Here is a 14,458-nt window from a genome sequence, read left to right as displayed (position 1 = left end):
ATTATTCCCCTAAAGGATAACGCTTGCGGTAAACCTCATACATTAGCAGGCTTGCCGCTACACTGGCATTGAGGGATGTAACATGGCCGACCATTGGCAAGTGGAAGAGGAAATCGCATTTTTCTTTGATAATCCGACTCATTCCGCGGCCTTCACTGCCAATAACAATTCCAAGCGGCATCGTCCCGTCCATTCTGCGGTAATCCTGACTTCCTTTTGCATCCGTTCCCGCAATCCATACACCGCGTTCCTTTAATTCCTCAATCGTACGCGAAAGATTTGTCACACGAACAACTGGTACATGCTCAATCGCCCCTGTTGAGGATTTGGCTACTGTTGCCGTCAAGCCGACAGCTCTTCTTTTTGGAATAATAATACCGTGCACGCCCGAGGCATCAGCCGTACGAAGAATGGATCCTAGGTTATGAGGGTCCTCAAGCTCATCAAGGAGCAGGATAAACGGATCCTCCTGTTTCTTCTCAGCCAGGCGGAAAATATCATCAAGCTCCGCATATTGATATGCCGCCACTTGGGCGATAACTCCCTGATGATTCCCCTCGACCATTTGGTCAAGCTTCTTCTTCGGCACAACTTGGATCATGACTTTATTTTCTTTCGCGACAGCGATGACCTGCTGGATTTGCCCCTTAGTTGCTCCTTCTGCAACCCAAATCTTATGAATGTCCCGCTCCGAGCGCAGTGCCTCAAGCACCGTATTGCGTCCCATAATTAAATCATCGCTCATTCTTTTCACTTCCCTTCTTTAAATTGAATGGATAACCTGATAATTTCATTCAAACGTTCCTCCTGTCTACTTCCATACAAATAACCAATCAGCGCCTCAAAGGCTGTTGAATAGCGATAGGTCTGAACATCCGTATTCTTCGGCACAGTTCCAGACTTTGCATTCCTGCCTCTTCTTACAACGGCTTCTTCTTCCTCGCTCAACAGCTTCTCATCAAGCATGTAATGAAGCACGGCGCTTTGCGCTCTTGCTGATACAAATTTCGTGGCTTCTTTATGAAGCTTATTAGGCTTGACCTGCCCTAAGAGTAAGAGATGATGCCGGATATACACCTCATAAACGGCATCACCCATATAGGCAAGAGCCAGACTTCCCAATCCTTTTACATCAAGCTCCTTCAAATCAAACATTCTCTTATCCCCGTTTCCAACGCGTGCCTTGAGGTGTATCCTCCAGGATGATGTTCATCTCTTTCAATTGGTCCCTGATCTCATCCGAACGGGCGAAATTGCGTTCCTTTCTCGCACGATTGCGTTCTTCAATTAATTTTTCCACTTTTTCGTCCAATGTCTCTTCAACCTCAATCGGCATTCCGAGCACTCCGAACAATACCTTAAATTCATTCAAGAAAGCATCAATCACATCAGAGGAAGTAACCTTTTCAAGCAAATAATGATTTCCAAGCTTCGAAAGCTCAAATAAAACAGATATCGCATTAGCTGTATTGAAATCGTCATCCATAGCTTCTTCAAATGATGCATGCAGTCCCTTAATTTTCTCGAGCCATTCCTCATCATTTGTCGTGATATTCGTGCTGGCTGTTTGGCGATGCTTTAAGTTCTCATACGTCGTACGTAAGCGGTCAAATGACAGCTTCGTTGCCTCAAGCAATTCTTCGCTGTAATTGATTGGGTTGCGGTAATGAACAGAAAGGATAAAGAAGCGCAAAACAATTGGATCGTGATGTTTGATAATATCATGAACAGTGACAAAATTACCGAGAGATTTGGACATCTTCTCATTATCTATATTGATATAACCATTATGCATCCAATAATTTGCGAATGGCTTACCAGTCAATGCCTCTGATTGGGCAATTTCATTCTCATGATGAGGGAACGCCAAGTCCTGACCGCCGGCATGAATATCAATTGTATCTCCTAGATATTTTTTCGCCATAGCGGAGCATTCAATATGCCATCCAGGGCGCCCCTTGCCCCACGGACTGTCCCAGGAGATTTCTCCTTCCTTAGCCGCTTTCCACAAGGTGAAATCAAGCGCATCCTGCTTTCTTTCATCCACTTCAATACGCGCGCCTACTCGGAGCTCATCGATGGACTGGTGTGAAAGCTTGCCATAACCGTCAAACTCTCTTGTTCGGAAGTAGACATCGCCGCCCGATTCATACGCCATTCCCTTATCAACTAAGGCTTGAATAAATTCAATGATTAAATCCATGTTTTCCATAACCCGCGGATGCACATCAGCCTTTTGGCAGCCTAGGGCTCCTACGTCCTCAAAGTAGGCTTGAATAAATCTGTCAGCAGTCGCTGGAACATCCTCATGCAGCTCACGTGCAGCTCGAATCAACTTATCATCGACATCCGTGAAATTGGAGACATACTTGACGTCATATCCCTTGTATTTCAAGTAATTTCGAACCGTATCAAAAACAATTGCCGGTCGCGCATTTCCTATATGAATATAATTATATACAGTCGGACCGCATACATACATCTTCACTTTTCCTTCCTCTATCGGTTGGAAGGGCTCTTTCTTTCTCGTCAGCGTATTATATATTTGAATGCTCATGCTTTGTTAGCTCCTTTCGTAATTCCTGCAGTTCCTGCTTCAATTCATCAATCTGCTGCTGCATTTGCTGACATTGATCATCAACTGGGTCTGGCAGATCACGATGGTTCAGATCCTGCTTCAACCGAATCCCGTCTTTAATGACTACCTTGCCTGGGATACCCACAACAGTTGAATTTGCCGGGACATCCTTCAAAACAACCGAACCCGCACCAACCTTTGAGTTCTCCCCGATGATGATGGACCCAAGTACTTTCGCACCTGTCGCAATCAAGACATTATCCTCTATCGTTGGATGCCGCTTGCCACCTTCTTTACCTGTGCCCCCGAGCGTCACACCTTGATAGACAATGACATTATCCCCAATCTCACACGTTTCCCCAATTACGACTCCCATGCCATGGTCAATGAAAAATCGTCTTCCAATCTTTGCTGCCGGGTGAATCTCAATACCGGTGAAAAACCGGCTGATCTGTGATACAGCCCTCGCAAGAAACTTGAATCGTCGTTTATATAAGGCATGTGCAATGCGGTGGTTCCAAATCGCATGCAGACCTGAATACGTTAAGATAATCTCAATCGTAGAACGAGCAGCAGGGTCTTGCTCAAATATGACATCAATATCCTCTTTCATTCGCTTCCACACTTGCATAACCCCCTCTTCATATGGCTCTTAGTAAAACCCACGAGCCCGCGTAAAGCCTTCCCCATCCATAAAAATAAAAAAGCGCCTCTGCCATTGAAGGACAGAGACGCTATCAAATGCGCGGTTCCACTCTGTTTGGGCTCTCTATATGACAAGAACCCCAACTTTTCCATTTCGTAACGGCAATGGGATGCCGCCTTCTCCTACTAGTCCGCTCATACGGTGTTCAAAGAAGGGCTCAGGGGCGCATTCAGATTACTTGACGGCTTAAACCACTTCCAGCCAATGGTGGTTATTCTCTGTCAAACCTCAGACGTAATCTTACTCTTCCCCGCTCAACGCTTTATCCTATTAGATGTATCTATACTATATTATATTTCCGCTCAATTGTTAACGTAAAAGTCCTTCTAAACGCATCTTTACTTTCTCGCGGCCAAGAAGAGCAATTGCTTTTGGAAGGTCTGGACCATGAGCTTGTCCAGTTACAGCCACACGAATCGGCATGAACAGCTTCTTGCCCTTGTGACCTGTTTCCTTCTGAACGCGTTTGATGGCAGCTTTGATCTCTGCATCCGTAAATTCAGGCAATGCATTTACCTCATTTAGGAAGGCACCAAGCACTTCTGGAACAGTCTCATCCCCTAGTATTTCCTTCGCATCTTCATCATAAACAAGCTCATCCTTAAAGAATAATCCGGAAAGCTCAACGATCTCTGCACCGAAGCTCATTTGCTCTTGGTAAAGCTCAACAAGCTTGTACACCCATTGGCGTTCTTCCTCCGTCATATTCTCAGACACACGTCCTGCCTTCACAAGATGCGGAAGAGCCAGCTCAAGTGCGCGCTCTGTATCAACCTTCTTCATGTACTGATTATTCATCCATGTAAGCTTTTGCTTATCGAACAATGCCGGAGATTTAGACAGACGGTCAGCATCAAAGATAGAAATGAACTCATCCTTCGTGAAGAGCTCCTCTTCACCGCTCGGAGACCAGCCTAGCAATGCGATGAAATTAAACAGTGCCTCAGGCAAGTAGCCCAATTCCTCATACTGTTCAATGAATTGGATGATAGACTCATCACGCTTACTTAATTTCTTCCGGCTTTCATTAACAATCAATGTCATATGGCCGAACACAGGAGGCTCCCAATCAAATGCCTCATAGATCATCAGCTGCTTCGGTGTATTGGTAATATGGTCATCCCCGCGCAGAACATGGGAGATTTCCATAAGATGATCATCAATCGCCACAGCAAAGTTGTAGGTTGCAATACCGTCTTTCTTAATGATGACATAGTCGCCTATACCGTCTGATTCAAAGGATACTTCCCCTTTGACCATATCATTGAAGGTGTACACCTTGCCTTTAGGGACAGCGAAGCGAATGCTAGGCTTTCTGCCTTCTGCTTCCAATGCTTCTTGCTGCTCCTTCGTCAAATGACGGCATTTACCGGAATAAGCTGGTGTTTCACCGCGTTCCATTTGTTCTGCACGCTCTTTCTCTAATTCCTCTTCCGTGCAGTAGCATTTATAAGCCATATCCCTGTTCATCAGGTCTGTATAATATTGTTTATAAATATCAAGACGCTCAGACTGGCGGTAAGGGCCATAAGCTCCCTCGCAGTCAATGCTTTCATCCCAGTCCATACCGAGCCATTTCAAATACTTCAACTGGCTCTCTTCGCCGCCTTCAATATTTCTTTTTTGATCTGTATCTTCAATACGGATAATAAAGCTTCCGCCTTGGCTTCTCGCAAATAAGTAATTAAATAATGCTGTTCTGGCATTACCGATATGAAGATGTCCGGTTGGACTTGGCGCATACCGAACACGAATACTGCTTGTCATTCTTTTTTCCTCCCAAAAAGATAAAGTAACTAATTGTGGGTTCATTTTACCACTAATTCATAAAGGAAGAAAACTGCCCGGCCTTATTCTTTTACCAAAAGAACAGCTGCCTGTGAGGCAATCCCCTCTCCTCTACCCGGAAAACCGAGCTTCTCTGTTGTCGTCGCCTTCACATTAACCTGTTCCATTTCAGCCTCTAGGATACCCGCAATCACTTCTCGCATTTGATCGATGTAAGGGCGCATTTTTGGACGCTCCGCAATGATTGTGCAATCGATATTGCCAAGCTTATAGCCTTTCTTCTTTGCAATTGCCCATACTTCTTTCAGCAGCAGTTTTGAATCAGCATCCTTAAATGCCATATCCGTATCAGGAAAATGCTTGCCAATATCCCCTTCCGCCAGTGCACCTAAGATTGCATCAGCCACCGTATGCAGCAAAACATCTGCATCAGAATGACCTAGCAAGCCTTTGTCATGAGGGATGGTTATTCCCCCAATAATCAACGGACGACCTTCCACTAATTGATGTACATCAAACCCTTGCCCTATTCTAATCATGCTGGACTCCTTTATTCTTCTCCAGTATGGCTTTTGCGAAATACAAGTCCTCTGGAGTCGTAATTTTGATATTATCGTAATTCCCTTCCGTAATCGCCACTGGCATACATAAGCGCTCGACCAAACTCGCATCATCCGTTCCGAGGAACCCATCCTCTTGCGCCTTACTATGTGCACGCTTCAGGATGGACACACGAAAAGCTTGCGGGGTTTGAATAGCCCACAAGCTTGAACGTTCGATCGTTTTCGTGATGAAGGAGTCTTCTGCCTGCTTAATCGTATCCTTAACCGGTACTGCAAGAACACTTGCGCCATGTTCGGCAGCATCCTTTATCAGCTTCTCAATGAGCGGGCGGGTAATAAATGGTCTTGCCCCGTCATGGACGAGAGCAATCTCCGTTTCATCGGTTAGAGAATCAACTGCGTTCTTCACACTGTATTGCCGCTCGCTGCCTCCATGTATGAGCTCAATCGGTACCGGCAATTGCCAGTTCTCTGAAAGAACCTGAAAGTCAGGCTCTTCGGAAGGATTCACCACAAGGAGAATACGTTTGCAATTCTCATCTGCGCCAAATTGACGCAATGTATGAGAGATGATTGGCTCACCTTCAAGCTCAATCCAGAGCTTATTCCGGTCTGCCTTCATTCTCTTCCCCTGCCCCGCGGCAGGAATAATGACTTCATACTTCATGATTACAATACCCCTTAATTCGGTTTAAAGAGCCTTTTCTAATAATTTCGGTTTGGCGAAGATCATCCGGCCTGCAGAGGTCTGCAGTACAGACGTTACAATGACGTCAATCTTCTTGCCGATATAATTGCGTCCCTCTTCCACTACAATCATTGTACCATCATCCAGGTAAGCAACCCCTTGGTTCTGCTCCTTACCATCCTTGATGACTTGAACATTCATCTCTTCACCTGGGATGACGACTGGCTTAACCGCGTTCGCCAATTCATTAATATTCAGCACCTGGACATTCTGGAATTCACATACCTTATTCAAGTTGAAATCATTTGTAACCACGATTCCATCAATTGTTTTTGCCAATTTGACCAGCTTGCTGTCCACCTCAGAGATATCCTCAAAATCTCCCTCATACATCTCGACTTCAATAGGGAGTTCCTTTTGAATCTTATTCAGGATATCAAGTCCCCTGCGGCCTCTAGTACGCTTCAATGCATCAGAGGAATCCGCAATATGCTGAAGCTCTCCAAGCACGAACTGCGGGATTACAAGCGGGCCCTCTAAGAAGCCTGTCTTGCAGATATCAGCGATTCGGCCGTCAATGATGACACTTGTATCAAGGACCTTACGCTTAACTGGTGAGTCCTCCGCTGTTTCACCATCCCGCTCAGAGCCCTTTTTCTTTGTCTTGACAGAATTCGTCACAAGCTTCGTCAGCTCATCCCGCTTCTTAAACCCTACCTGAAATCCTAAATAACCGCATATTAATGTCAAAAGAATCGGAGAAACCGTATTCAATATGGGAATAGGCACTTGATTCAACGGCAATGTAATCAAAAATGCCAACAAGAGCCCAATTAACAAGCCCATACTTCCAAAGATAATATCCGTAATAGGGGCAATCAATAATTGCTCCTCAATCCATTTAATAAAATGGGCGACATAGTCAACCAACCAGAAAGTAATGAGATAGAATATAATTGCACCTAAAATAGCAGAAGAAATCGGATTCGTTATTAATTCATTATCAATATTGATCAATGGTAATAAATCAGGCAAAATACCCATGCCCAGTGCCCCGCCGATAAATATGAAACAAATTTGCAGTATTCTTTTCAACATTCTTTCACCTCCTATAATTAATTATAAACGAGCAGAAACACCCATCCTACTTATTTCCCTATAAAACTGAAGCTGTAAACATCCTGTAAAGCGTCTGTAACATTTCCCTTGAGACCATATTTTTGGCATTTTTTAAGCCTGTCTCCTTCATTATACCTTTTAGTATGTCAGCTAGATGTCAGAATTCTGCCTTTTATAATTTATTGACACTTTTAAGGTTTTTTAATCCTTGATGAATCTTCTTCGCACGGACCTCCCCGATTCCTTCTACTTCATCTAAATCCTCCACTCCCGCCTTCATTAAGCCAGGCAAAGTTTTAAAGGTTTTGACGAGATTTTGGATAATCGATAAAGGAAGCCTTGGAATCTTATGCAAAGCCCGATACCCGCATGGTGCTATCGATTGCTCAGGCGGCATTGCTCCTGGATAGCCAAGGGCCTTCATAAGAGCCGTATCCTCAATCACTTCTGACTGAGACATTTCGCTTAACAGCTCAAACACCTTCTCCGGGGAGCAGGCATCAGGCTGATGGTGATAATCCTTTAGAATATGAAAGGCCTCTTGCTCTACACCGCTCAGCATTTCCTTCAGCTGGAGCCGAAGCAAGCGCCCCTCTACCCCAAGCTCATTCATATAGGATAGGAGCTCTGTTTTAATTCGGATAACCATAATCAGCCGGTTCAAGACATGGGTAAGGTCACCGAATGTTACGAGCTCCTCAAATTCCAGCTTGCTTAGATTTTGGATGCTTTCCTCAAGCACGGAACGGTATTTTTCCAAGGTCTGCATGGCCTGATTCGCCTTCGTCAAGATGACTGACAGTTCCTTCAAGGCATAACGGAAATTCCCTTGATAAAGGGTAATAATATTTCGCCGCTGCGAGATGGCAATCACGAGTGATTTTGTCTCCTTCGCAATTCGTTCCGCTGTCCTGTGACGCATGCCTGTCTCCATGGAAGGAATCGTTTTGTCTGGCACGAGATGTGCATTCGCAAACATAATAGTATCAATCTTATCATTCAAAATAATTGCCCCATCCATTTTCGCGAGCTCATATAAATAGCTTGGTGAAAACGGGCAGCCAATCTTAAACCCTCCATCGACAAGGCCCTTTACCTTATCGTTATAGCCGACAACGATTAAGCCTCCTGTATTAGCTCGAAGCACATTGTCCAAGCCTTCTCTGAGCGGTGTCCCCGGGGCTACAAGCTGTATGATCTGTGATTTATCCCGTTCGACTACCTTTTTATCCATCTAGTTATCCCCCTAACGCATATTTCAATGCTTCACTGACTGTTGCTACACCAACAACCTTTATATCAGATGGAGGCGTCCATCCGCTTAAGTTATTGGCTGGTATGATAATTCGTTCAAATCCGAGTTTGGCTGCTTCCTTCACTCGCTGCTCTATTCGGGAAACCCTGCGGACCTCACCTGTCAGCCCGACTTCGCCAACAATACAATCTGTTGCTCTCGTTGGCACATCTCGGAATCCGGAAGCAATGCTGACAATTACGGCCAGGTCTACTGCAGGTTCACCAAGCTTGACTCCGCCTGTTACCTTTAAATAGGCATCCTGGTTCTGCAATAGAAGACCGACTCTTTTCTCCAGTACAGCCATCAGCAGTGACACCCGGTTATGATCAATTCCTGTTGCCATCCGGCGTGGATTAGGGAATATCGATGGTGAAATCAAGGCTTGGATTTCTACTAGTATAGGCCGTGTCCCTTCCATCGAGGCAACAACGGTAGACCCTGCCGCTCCCTGTGATCGCTCCTCAAGGAATATTTCGGAAGGATTCATGACCTCTTCTAGTCCCTCTTCCTTCATTTCAAAGATTCCCATCTCATTCGTCGAGCCGAAGCGGTTCTTGACAGCTCGCAAAATCCGGAAGGTATGGTGCCGCTCCCCTTCAAAATATAATACAGTGTCAACCATATGCTCTAAAAGGCGCGGACCCGCTATATTCCCTTCCTTTGTCACATGTCCGACAATGAAGATGGCAATTCCCTTCGTCTTCGCCAATCTCATCAGCTCAGCCGTACACTCACGCACTTGGGATACACTGCCTGGTGCAGATGTGACATCTGGATGAAAGACTGTTTGAATGGAGTCAATGATAACGAAGTCCGGATCGATTTCATTGATCGCTTGTTCAATCATCCCCATATCCGTTTCTGAATAAACGTATAGGTGATCTGAAGTGACTCCAAGCCTTACGGCACGAAGCTTCGTCTGTTTAACAGATTCCTCTCCGGATATGTATAAGACATCATAATCCTTTCTCGCTAATTGGGCCGATACTTGCAAAAGCAAGGTAGACTTTCCTATCCCTGGGTCTCCCCCAATCAATAGTAAAGACCCTGGCACGATTCCGCCCCCAAGTACACGGTTCAGTTCACCCGAGTCGGTCATAACCCGCGGCTCCTGTTCAGTTCCCACCGTCATGATGGATACCGGCTTTGACATTGGCTGATCTGTATGGGTAAAAGCTGTTCTGCGCTGATTTTTTGAAGCCGTGATTTCAACTTCCTCTGTCATCGTGTTCCAACCGTTACAGCCTGGGCATCTCCCCATCCACTTGGGAGATTCATACCCGCAGGACTGACAAATGAACTTCGTTTTTTTCTTTGCCATAAAGGGTAGTATCCTCTCTCTTACGGTGCAGGCAGATCCACCTGCCCCTTTTTCATTTATATCGTAAATACATGACTGCTCATATGGAAATTTCCTCAAAGATATGTGTTAGAAGTAATGATAGATGAGGACTCGGTTTCTTTATAACCAGCCCACTCGGAGAGACTAAAGGGGATATAACCCGCTTCAGGAAGCAGGCTGCAGCATAACCCTCCAATCCATACATAGGGTGAAATGCCTTTTTTCCTATTGAAAGGAAAGGGCACAATCCACATATAGGAAGTGCCCTTCTTCTTACTTCATCTTACTTGCTTGCCAGGCTCTTTTCACCGGTTTTAGCCGTGAATTCGCCATTCTCCACATCAATGACAATCTGTTTCCCTTTATCTATATTGCCTCTTAAAAGCTCTTCAGACAAGAAGTCTTCTACATGTTTTTGCAAAGCTCTTCTAAGCGGACGGGCTCCATAGTCTGGGTCGTAGCCCTCTTCGACAATTTTTTCCTTAGCCGCTTCTGAAAGCTCAAGGTCAATATCCTGCTCCTTCAAGCGTTTAATCAATTGATTAGACAGCAATGTCACAATTTCCTTCAGGTGTTTCTTCTCAAGAGCATGGAAGACGATAATTTCATCAATCCGGTTCAAGAATTCTGGACGGAAAGCCCGTTTGAGCTCATCCATAACCTGCCCCTTCATATCCTTATAGTCTTGGCCTTCATCCTGCATATTGAAACCAACATACCGGTTTTTCTTCAAGCTATGTGCACCCACATTGGATGTCATAATCAAGATTGTATTACGGAAGTCTACTGTACGTCCCTTCGAATCTGTCAGCCTTCCATCCTCAAGCACCTGTAATAGAATGTTGAAAACATCAGGGTGTGCTTTCTCAATCTCATCAAGCAGCACGACGGAATATGGTTTTCGGCGAACCTTCTCTGTAAGCTGGCCGCCCTCCTCATAGCCGACATAGCCTGGTGGTGAACCAACAAGACGGGAGGTTGAGTGTTTCTCCATGTACTCAGACATGTCAATCCGAATCATGGCATCCTCATCTCCAAACATGGACTCAGCAAGAGCTCTAGCAAGCTCGGTTTTACCGACACCGGTAGGCCCTAAGAAGATGAAGGAGCCAATTGGACGCTTCGGATCTTTAAGACCAGCCCTCGCTCTGCGAACCGCTTTCGAAATAGCCTTTACAGCCTCTTCCTGACCAATGACACGATTATGAAGAATGTCTTCCATATTCAACAGTTTATCAGATTCTGTCTGCGCAAGCTTCGTAACCGGGATTCCAGTCCAGCTGGAAACAACATGTGCGATGTCATTCACTGTTACCTCGCTGTTTTCCTTGCCCTGCTTTTCCTTCCAATTACGTTTTGTATTCTCAAGCTCTTCACGCAATTTTTGCTCCATATCGCGTAAGGAAGCTGCTTTTTCGAACTCCTGACTTTGAACTGCCGCATCCTTTTCTTTGCGTGCCTCCTCCAGTCTCACCTCAAGTTCTTTCAAATTAGGTGGTGTTGTATAAGAGCGGAGACGCACCTTAGAGCCGGATTCATCAATTAAGTCGATGGCTTTATCCGGAAGGAATCGGTCAGAGATGTAGCGGTCTGATAATTTTACCGCTGCATCAATTGCTTCATCGGTAATAGATACTCGATGATGGGCCTCATAACGATCACGCAGACCCTTCAAAATTTGAATGGACTCATCAATTGTCGGCTCATCCACTTGGATTGGCTGGAATCTGCGTTCAAGTGCTGCATCCTTCTCAATGTATTTACGATATTCATCAAGCGTCGTCGCACCAATACATTGAAGCTCACCGCGTGCGAGTGATGGTTTCAAAATATTAGATGCATCAATGGCACCCTCAGCTCCGCCTGCACCAATCAAGGTATGAAGCTCATCAATGAAGAGGATGACATTGCCGGCTGCTCGAATTTCGTCCATCACCTTTTTGAGGCGGTCCTCAAATTCGCCGCGGTATTTAGTACCGGCTACAACCGTTCCCATATCCAGTGTCATGACGCGTTTGTCCCGCAAAATCTCTGGGACCTCATTATTGACGATTTGCTGGGCGAGTCCTTCAGCTATCGCTGTTTTACCAACACCGGGCTCTCCAATCAAAACAGGGTTATTCTTCGTGCGGCGGCTCAACACCTCAATCACACGCTGAATTTCTTTCCCTCTGCCAATTACCGGGTCAAGGCTTCCCTCTCTTGCAATGGCGGTCAAATCACGTGCCAGGCTGTCAAGGGTAGGTGTGCTGGCTGCAGAGGAGGCTCCTCCTTGATGAACACCCGATTCATTGCTGCCAAGAAGCTGCAATACTTGCTGTCTTGCCTTATTGAGGCTGACGCCTAAATTATTCAACACTCTGGCTGCGACGCCTTCTCCTTCACGAATCAGCCCAAGGAGGACATGCTCGGTTCCCACATAGGAATGGCCCAATTTCCTTGCTTCATCCATGGAAAGCTCGATAACCTTTTTCGCTCGGGGAGTATAATGGATCGTTTGAACCGTCTCAGAACCTTTCCCAATGAGATTTTCAACCTCTTCTTGGATTTTTTCCGGGCTTAATCCAAGGGCATATAGTGCCTTCGCGGCAATGCCGTCTCCCTCTCTCACCAATCCAAGTAAGATATGTTCCGTACCGATATTATTATGACCGAGCCTGATTGCTTCTTCCTGTGCAAGTGCGAGTACCTTTTGTGCTCTTTCTGTGAATCGACCAAACATCATGATAAGTTCCTCCTATTCTTTCATTGGTTTATCTTCTAATGCCAGCCTTTCCCGAATGAGAGAAGCTCTTCGTATATCTCTTTCTTTTGGGTTCAGCGGCCCGCCTGCATAGCGCTGCAGGAAACCAGGCTGCGTAACAACCATTAATTCATTTAATATATGTTTCGTAATATTGGGGATGTATCCTAAATCAATCCCCAGCCGAACATCTGATAAACATTTAGCCGCTTCCTTAGACTCGAGGATGCGGGCATTCGATAAAATCCCTAAGGAACGGAATACCCTATCTTCCAATTGTATGTTTGAAGATTGGACCAATGTATCACGCGCGGCTTTTTCCTGCATAATTATTTGCTTCACCACACTGTCCAAGTCCTCAGCAATGGCTTCCTCGGTCTTTCCAAGCGTCATTTGATTCGAGATTTGAAAAATATTCCCGAGTGCCTCGCTGCCTTCTCCATACATGCCCCGAACGACCAGTCCAAGCTGATTGATGGCCGAGATGATTCTATCCATTTGCCTTGTCAGCACCAGCCCCGGCAAATGCAGCATCACAGAAGCCCGCAGACCGGTACCAACATTGGTAGGACAGCTCGTTAAATACCCAATCCTCTCATCAAATGCATAATCAAGTTCATTTTCAAGCAAATCATCAATCCGGCTCGCTACATCTAAAGCCTCTTTCAGCTGAAGTCCAGGGAATAAACATTGAATCCGAATATGGTCTTCCTCATTTACCATGATACTGACCTCTTCATTCTCTGTGATCAAGACTCCGCCCATCTCATATTCTTTCGCAAGCAGCGGGCTGATCAAATGTTTCTCCACAAGAACCTGTCTGTCGAGCGCCTGAAGGTCTCTCAACCTCACCATCTCCAAAGTGCCGAGTCCCGGCAGATACTGGCCACCAAGACGATTCTCCACTTTGCGGAGCATCTTAGCCGCCTCCTCTGCGGAGAACACTGTCGGGAAGGAAAGATCCTTCACATTACGTGCAAGCCGAATTCTCGAACTCATCACGATATCTGATTCCGGACCTTCCTGGTTCATCCATGAACTAATTGCATGGTTCATAAAATTTTCAATCGTCAACCTTCCCCGCCCCCTTCCTGAGACGCAGCCTCAATCTCCTTCTCAAGCTGACGAATCTCATCACGGACATGTACAGCCTTTTCAAATTCTTCTTGCTCAATCAACGCTTGCAGGTCTGCCTTCAAGTCATTAATCTGCTTTCTTATATGAAGCGTGCCGCCGGCTCTTTTTGGTATCTTGCCTGTATGGTTTACATTCCCGCCATGAAGCCTGCTTAAAACCGGCTCCAAATATGGCGCAAAGGTTTCATAGCATTGCCGGCAGCCAAACCGCCCGCTATTCACAAACTCCCGGTAAGTCAAATGGCAATGAGGACATTCCAGCTGGTCGCCCCCAAAGCCGGGACTCGCCTTCGTCGATGTCATGCCAAGACCCATATTTAAAAGGCCTGCAAGTAAATTGTTGAAAGATAAATTGCCCCCATCATGGAGCATAAAGATATCCCCCTTCTCAGCGGCGCAATGCTCGCAAAGGTTCACTTCTGCCTTCTTGCCGTTAATCACCTTCGTGAACTGCAGCGTAGCAGGCCGTTCATTACATTCCTGACAAAGCATTTCTCC

Annotated in this window: 13 protein-coding genes and 1 other annotated feature; all 13 genes read right to left on the bottom strand. The window is 45.7% G+C overall.

Annotated features, from left to right (window positions below; all coding sequences use genetic code 11):
* Nucleotide 1: 1 nt before the first annotated feature.
* Nucleotides 2–745: a 23S rRNA (guanosine(2251)-2'-O)-methyltransferase RlmB gene (rlmB, locus tag ACY8DX_RS00555; protein WP_049672565.1), complete on the bottom strand. Its 744-nt coding sequence runs from the start codon at nucleotides 743–745 to the stop codon at nucleotides 2–4.
* A 5-nt stretch (nucleotides 746–750) separates the two neighbouring features.
* The gene (locus tag ACY8DX_RS00550) at nucleotides 751–1,155 is read right to left on the bottom strand and encodes a Mini-ribonuclease 3 (protein ID WP_049672566.1); all 405 of its coding nucleotides are present in this window, start codon (nucleotides 1,153–1,155) and stop codon (nucleotides 751–753) included.
* A gap of 4 nt (nucleotides 1,156–1,159) precedes the next feature.
* Nucleotides 1,160–2,557, bottom strand: coding sequence for a cysteine--tRNA ligase (gene cysS, locus ACY8DX_RS00545; RefSeq protein ID WP_049672567.1), 1,398 nt, complete (start codon nucleotides 2,555–2,557; stop codon nucleotides 1,160–1,162).
* Nucleotides 2,538–3,203 carry a serine O-acetyltransferase gene (gene cysE, locus ACY8DX_RS00540; RefSeq protein ID WP_049672568.1) on the bottom strand — a complete coding sequence of 222 codons (666 nt, stop codon included), beginning with the start codon at nucleotides 3,201–3,203 and terminating at the stop codon, nucleotides 2,538–2,540. The genes cysS and cysE overlap by 20 nt, the downstream gene beginning before the upstream one ends.
* Before the next feature lie 99 nt (nucleotides 3,204–3,302).
* Nucleotides 3,303–3,551 (bottom strand) — a binding site (T-box leader).
* A gap of 42 nt (nucleotides 3,552–3,593) precedes the next feature.
* Entirely contained in the window at nucleotides 3,594–5,051 is a 1,458-nt protein-coding gene (gene gltX, locus ACY8DX_RS00535; RefSeq protein WP_049672570.1) for a glutamate--tRNA ligase, read from the bottom strand.
* Between the two features lie 83 nt (nucleotides 5,052–5,134).
* Nucleotides 5,135–5,611, bottom strand: a complete 477-nt coding sequence (gene ispF, locus ACY8DX_RS00530) for a 2-C-methyl-D-erythritol 2,4-cyclodiphosphate synthase (RefSeq protein WP_049672571.1) — start codon at nucleotides 5,609–5,611, stop codon at nucleotides 5,135–5,137.
* Complete coding sequence (ispD, locus tag ACY8DX_RS00525) at nucleotides 5,604–6,302, bottom strand: 2-C-methyl-D-erythritol 4-phosphate cytidylyltransferase (protein WP_439802144.1); 699 nt, start codon at nucleotides 6,300–6,302, stop codon at nucleotides 5,604–5,606. The genes ispF and ispD overlap by 8 nt, the downstream gene beginning before the upstream one ends.
* Nucleotides 6,303–6,326: 24 nt before the next feature.
* Nucleotides 6,327–7,421 (bottom strand): PIN/TRAM domain-containing protein, encoded by a 1,095-nt coding sequence (locus tag ACY8DX_RS00520; RefSeq protein WP_049672573.1) that lies wholly within the window; start codon nucleotides 7,419–7,421, stop codon nucleotides 6,327–6,329.
* 193 nt (nucleotides 7,422–7,614) lie between these two features.
* Nucleotides 7,615–8,676 carry a DNA integrity scanning diadenylate cyclase DisA gene (gene disA, locus ACY8DX_RS00515; protein ID WP_049672574.1) on the bottom strand — a complete coding sequence of 354 codons (1,062 nt, stop codon included), beginning with the start codon at nucleotides 8,674–8,676 and terminating at the stop codon, nucleotides 7,615–7,617.
* A 4-nt stretch (nucleotides 8,677–8,680) separates the two neighbouring features.
* Nucleotides 8,681–10,060 carry a DNA repair protein RadA gene (gene radA, locus ACY8DX_RS00510; RefSeq protein WP_049672575.1) on the bottom strand — a complete coding sequence of 460 codons (1,380 nt, stop codon included), beginning with the start codon at nucleotides 10,058–10,060 and terminating at the stop codon, nucleotides 8,681–8,683.
* A gap of 304 nt (nucleotides 10,061–10,364) precedes the next feature.
* Nucleotides 10,365–12,806: an ATP-dependent protease ATP-binding subunit ClpC gene (gene clpC / locus ACY8DX_RS00505; RefSeq protein WP_049672576.1), complete on the bottom strand. Its 2,442-nt coding sequence runs from the start codon at nucleotides 12,804–12,806 to the stop codon at nucleotides 10,365–10,367.
* A 12-nt stretch (nucleotides 12,807–12,818) separates the two neighbouring features.
* Entirely contained in the window at nucleotides 12,819–13,880 is a 1,062-nt protein-coding gene (locus tag ACY8DX_RS00500; protein ID WP_439802145.1) for a protein-arginine kinase McsB, read from the bottom strand.
* Nucleotides 13,881–13,894: 14 nt separating this feature from the next.
* Nucleotides 13,895–14,452 carry a protein-arginine kinase activator protein McsA gene (locus ACY8DX_RS00495; RefSeq protein WP_439802143.1) on the bottom strand — a complete coding sequence of 186 codons (558 nt, stop codon included), beginning with the start codon at nucleotides 14,450–14,452 and terminating at the stop codon, nucleotides 13,895–13,897.
* Nucleotides 14,453–14,458 lie beyond the last annotated feature (6 nt).

It is taken from the genome of Gracilibacillus sp. Marseille-QA3620 (assembly GCF_054950035.1).
Note: the sequence above shows the minus strand (reverse complement) of the source record. Positions and strands in the feature narration are given on the sequence as shown.

What these genes read in the sequence shown, in the direction of transcription:
- rlmB (WP_049672565.1), bottom strand. Translation starts at nt 745, where the DNA reads ATGAGCGATGATTTAATTATGGGACGCAATACGGTGCTTGAGGCACTG.
- ACY8DX_RS00550 (WP_049672566.1), bottom strand. Translation starts at nt 1,155, where the DNA reads ATGTTTGATTTGAAGGAGCTTGATGTAAAAGGATTGGGAAGTCTGGCT.
- cysS (WP_049672567.1), bottom strand. Translation starts at nt 2,557, where the DNA reads ATGAGCATTCAAATATATAATACGCTGACGAGAAAGAAAGAGCCCTTC.
- gltX (WP_049672570.1), bottom strand. Translation starts at nt 5,051, where the DNA reads ATGACAAGCAGTATTCGTGTTCGGTATGCGCCAAGTCCAACCGGACAT.
- ispF (WP_049672571.1), bottom strand. Translation starts at nt 5,611, where the DNA reads ATGATTAGAATAGGGCAAGGGTTTGATGTACATCAATTAGTGGAAGGT.
- ispD (WP_439802144.1), bottom strand. Translation starts at nt 6,302, where the DNA reads ATGAAGTATGAAGTCATTATTCCTGCCGCGGGGCAGGGGAAGAGAATG.
- ACY8DX_RS00520 (WP_049672573.1), bottom strand. Translation starts at nt 7,421, where the DNA reads ATGTTGAAAAGAATACTGCAAATTTGTTTCATATTTATCGGCGGGGCA.
- disA (WP_049672574.1), bottom strand. Translation starts at nt 8,676, where the DNA reads ATGGATAAAAAGGTAGTCGAACGGGATAAATCACAGATCATACAGCTT.
- radA (WP_049672575.1), bottom strand. Translation starts at nt 10,060, where the DNA reads ATGGCAAAGAAAAAAACGAAGTTCATTTGTCAGTCCTGCGGGTATGAA.
- clpC (WP_049672576.1), bottom strand. Translation starts at nt 12,806, where the DNA reads ATGATGTTTGGTCGATTCACAGAAAGAGCACAAAAGGTACTCGCACTT.
- ACY8DX_RS00500 (WP_439802145.1), bottom strand. Translation starts at nt 13,880, where the DNA reads ATGAACCATGCAATTAGTTCATGGATGAACCAGGAAGGTCCGGAATCA.
- ACY8DX_RS00495 (WP_439802143.1), bottom strand. Translation starts at nt 14,452, where the DNA reads ATGCTTTGTCAGGAATGTAATGAACGGCCTGCTACGCTGCAGTTCACG.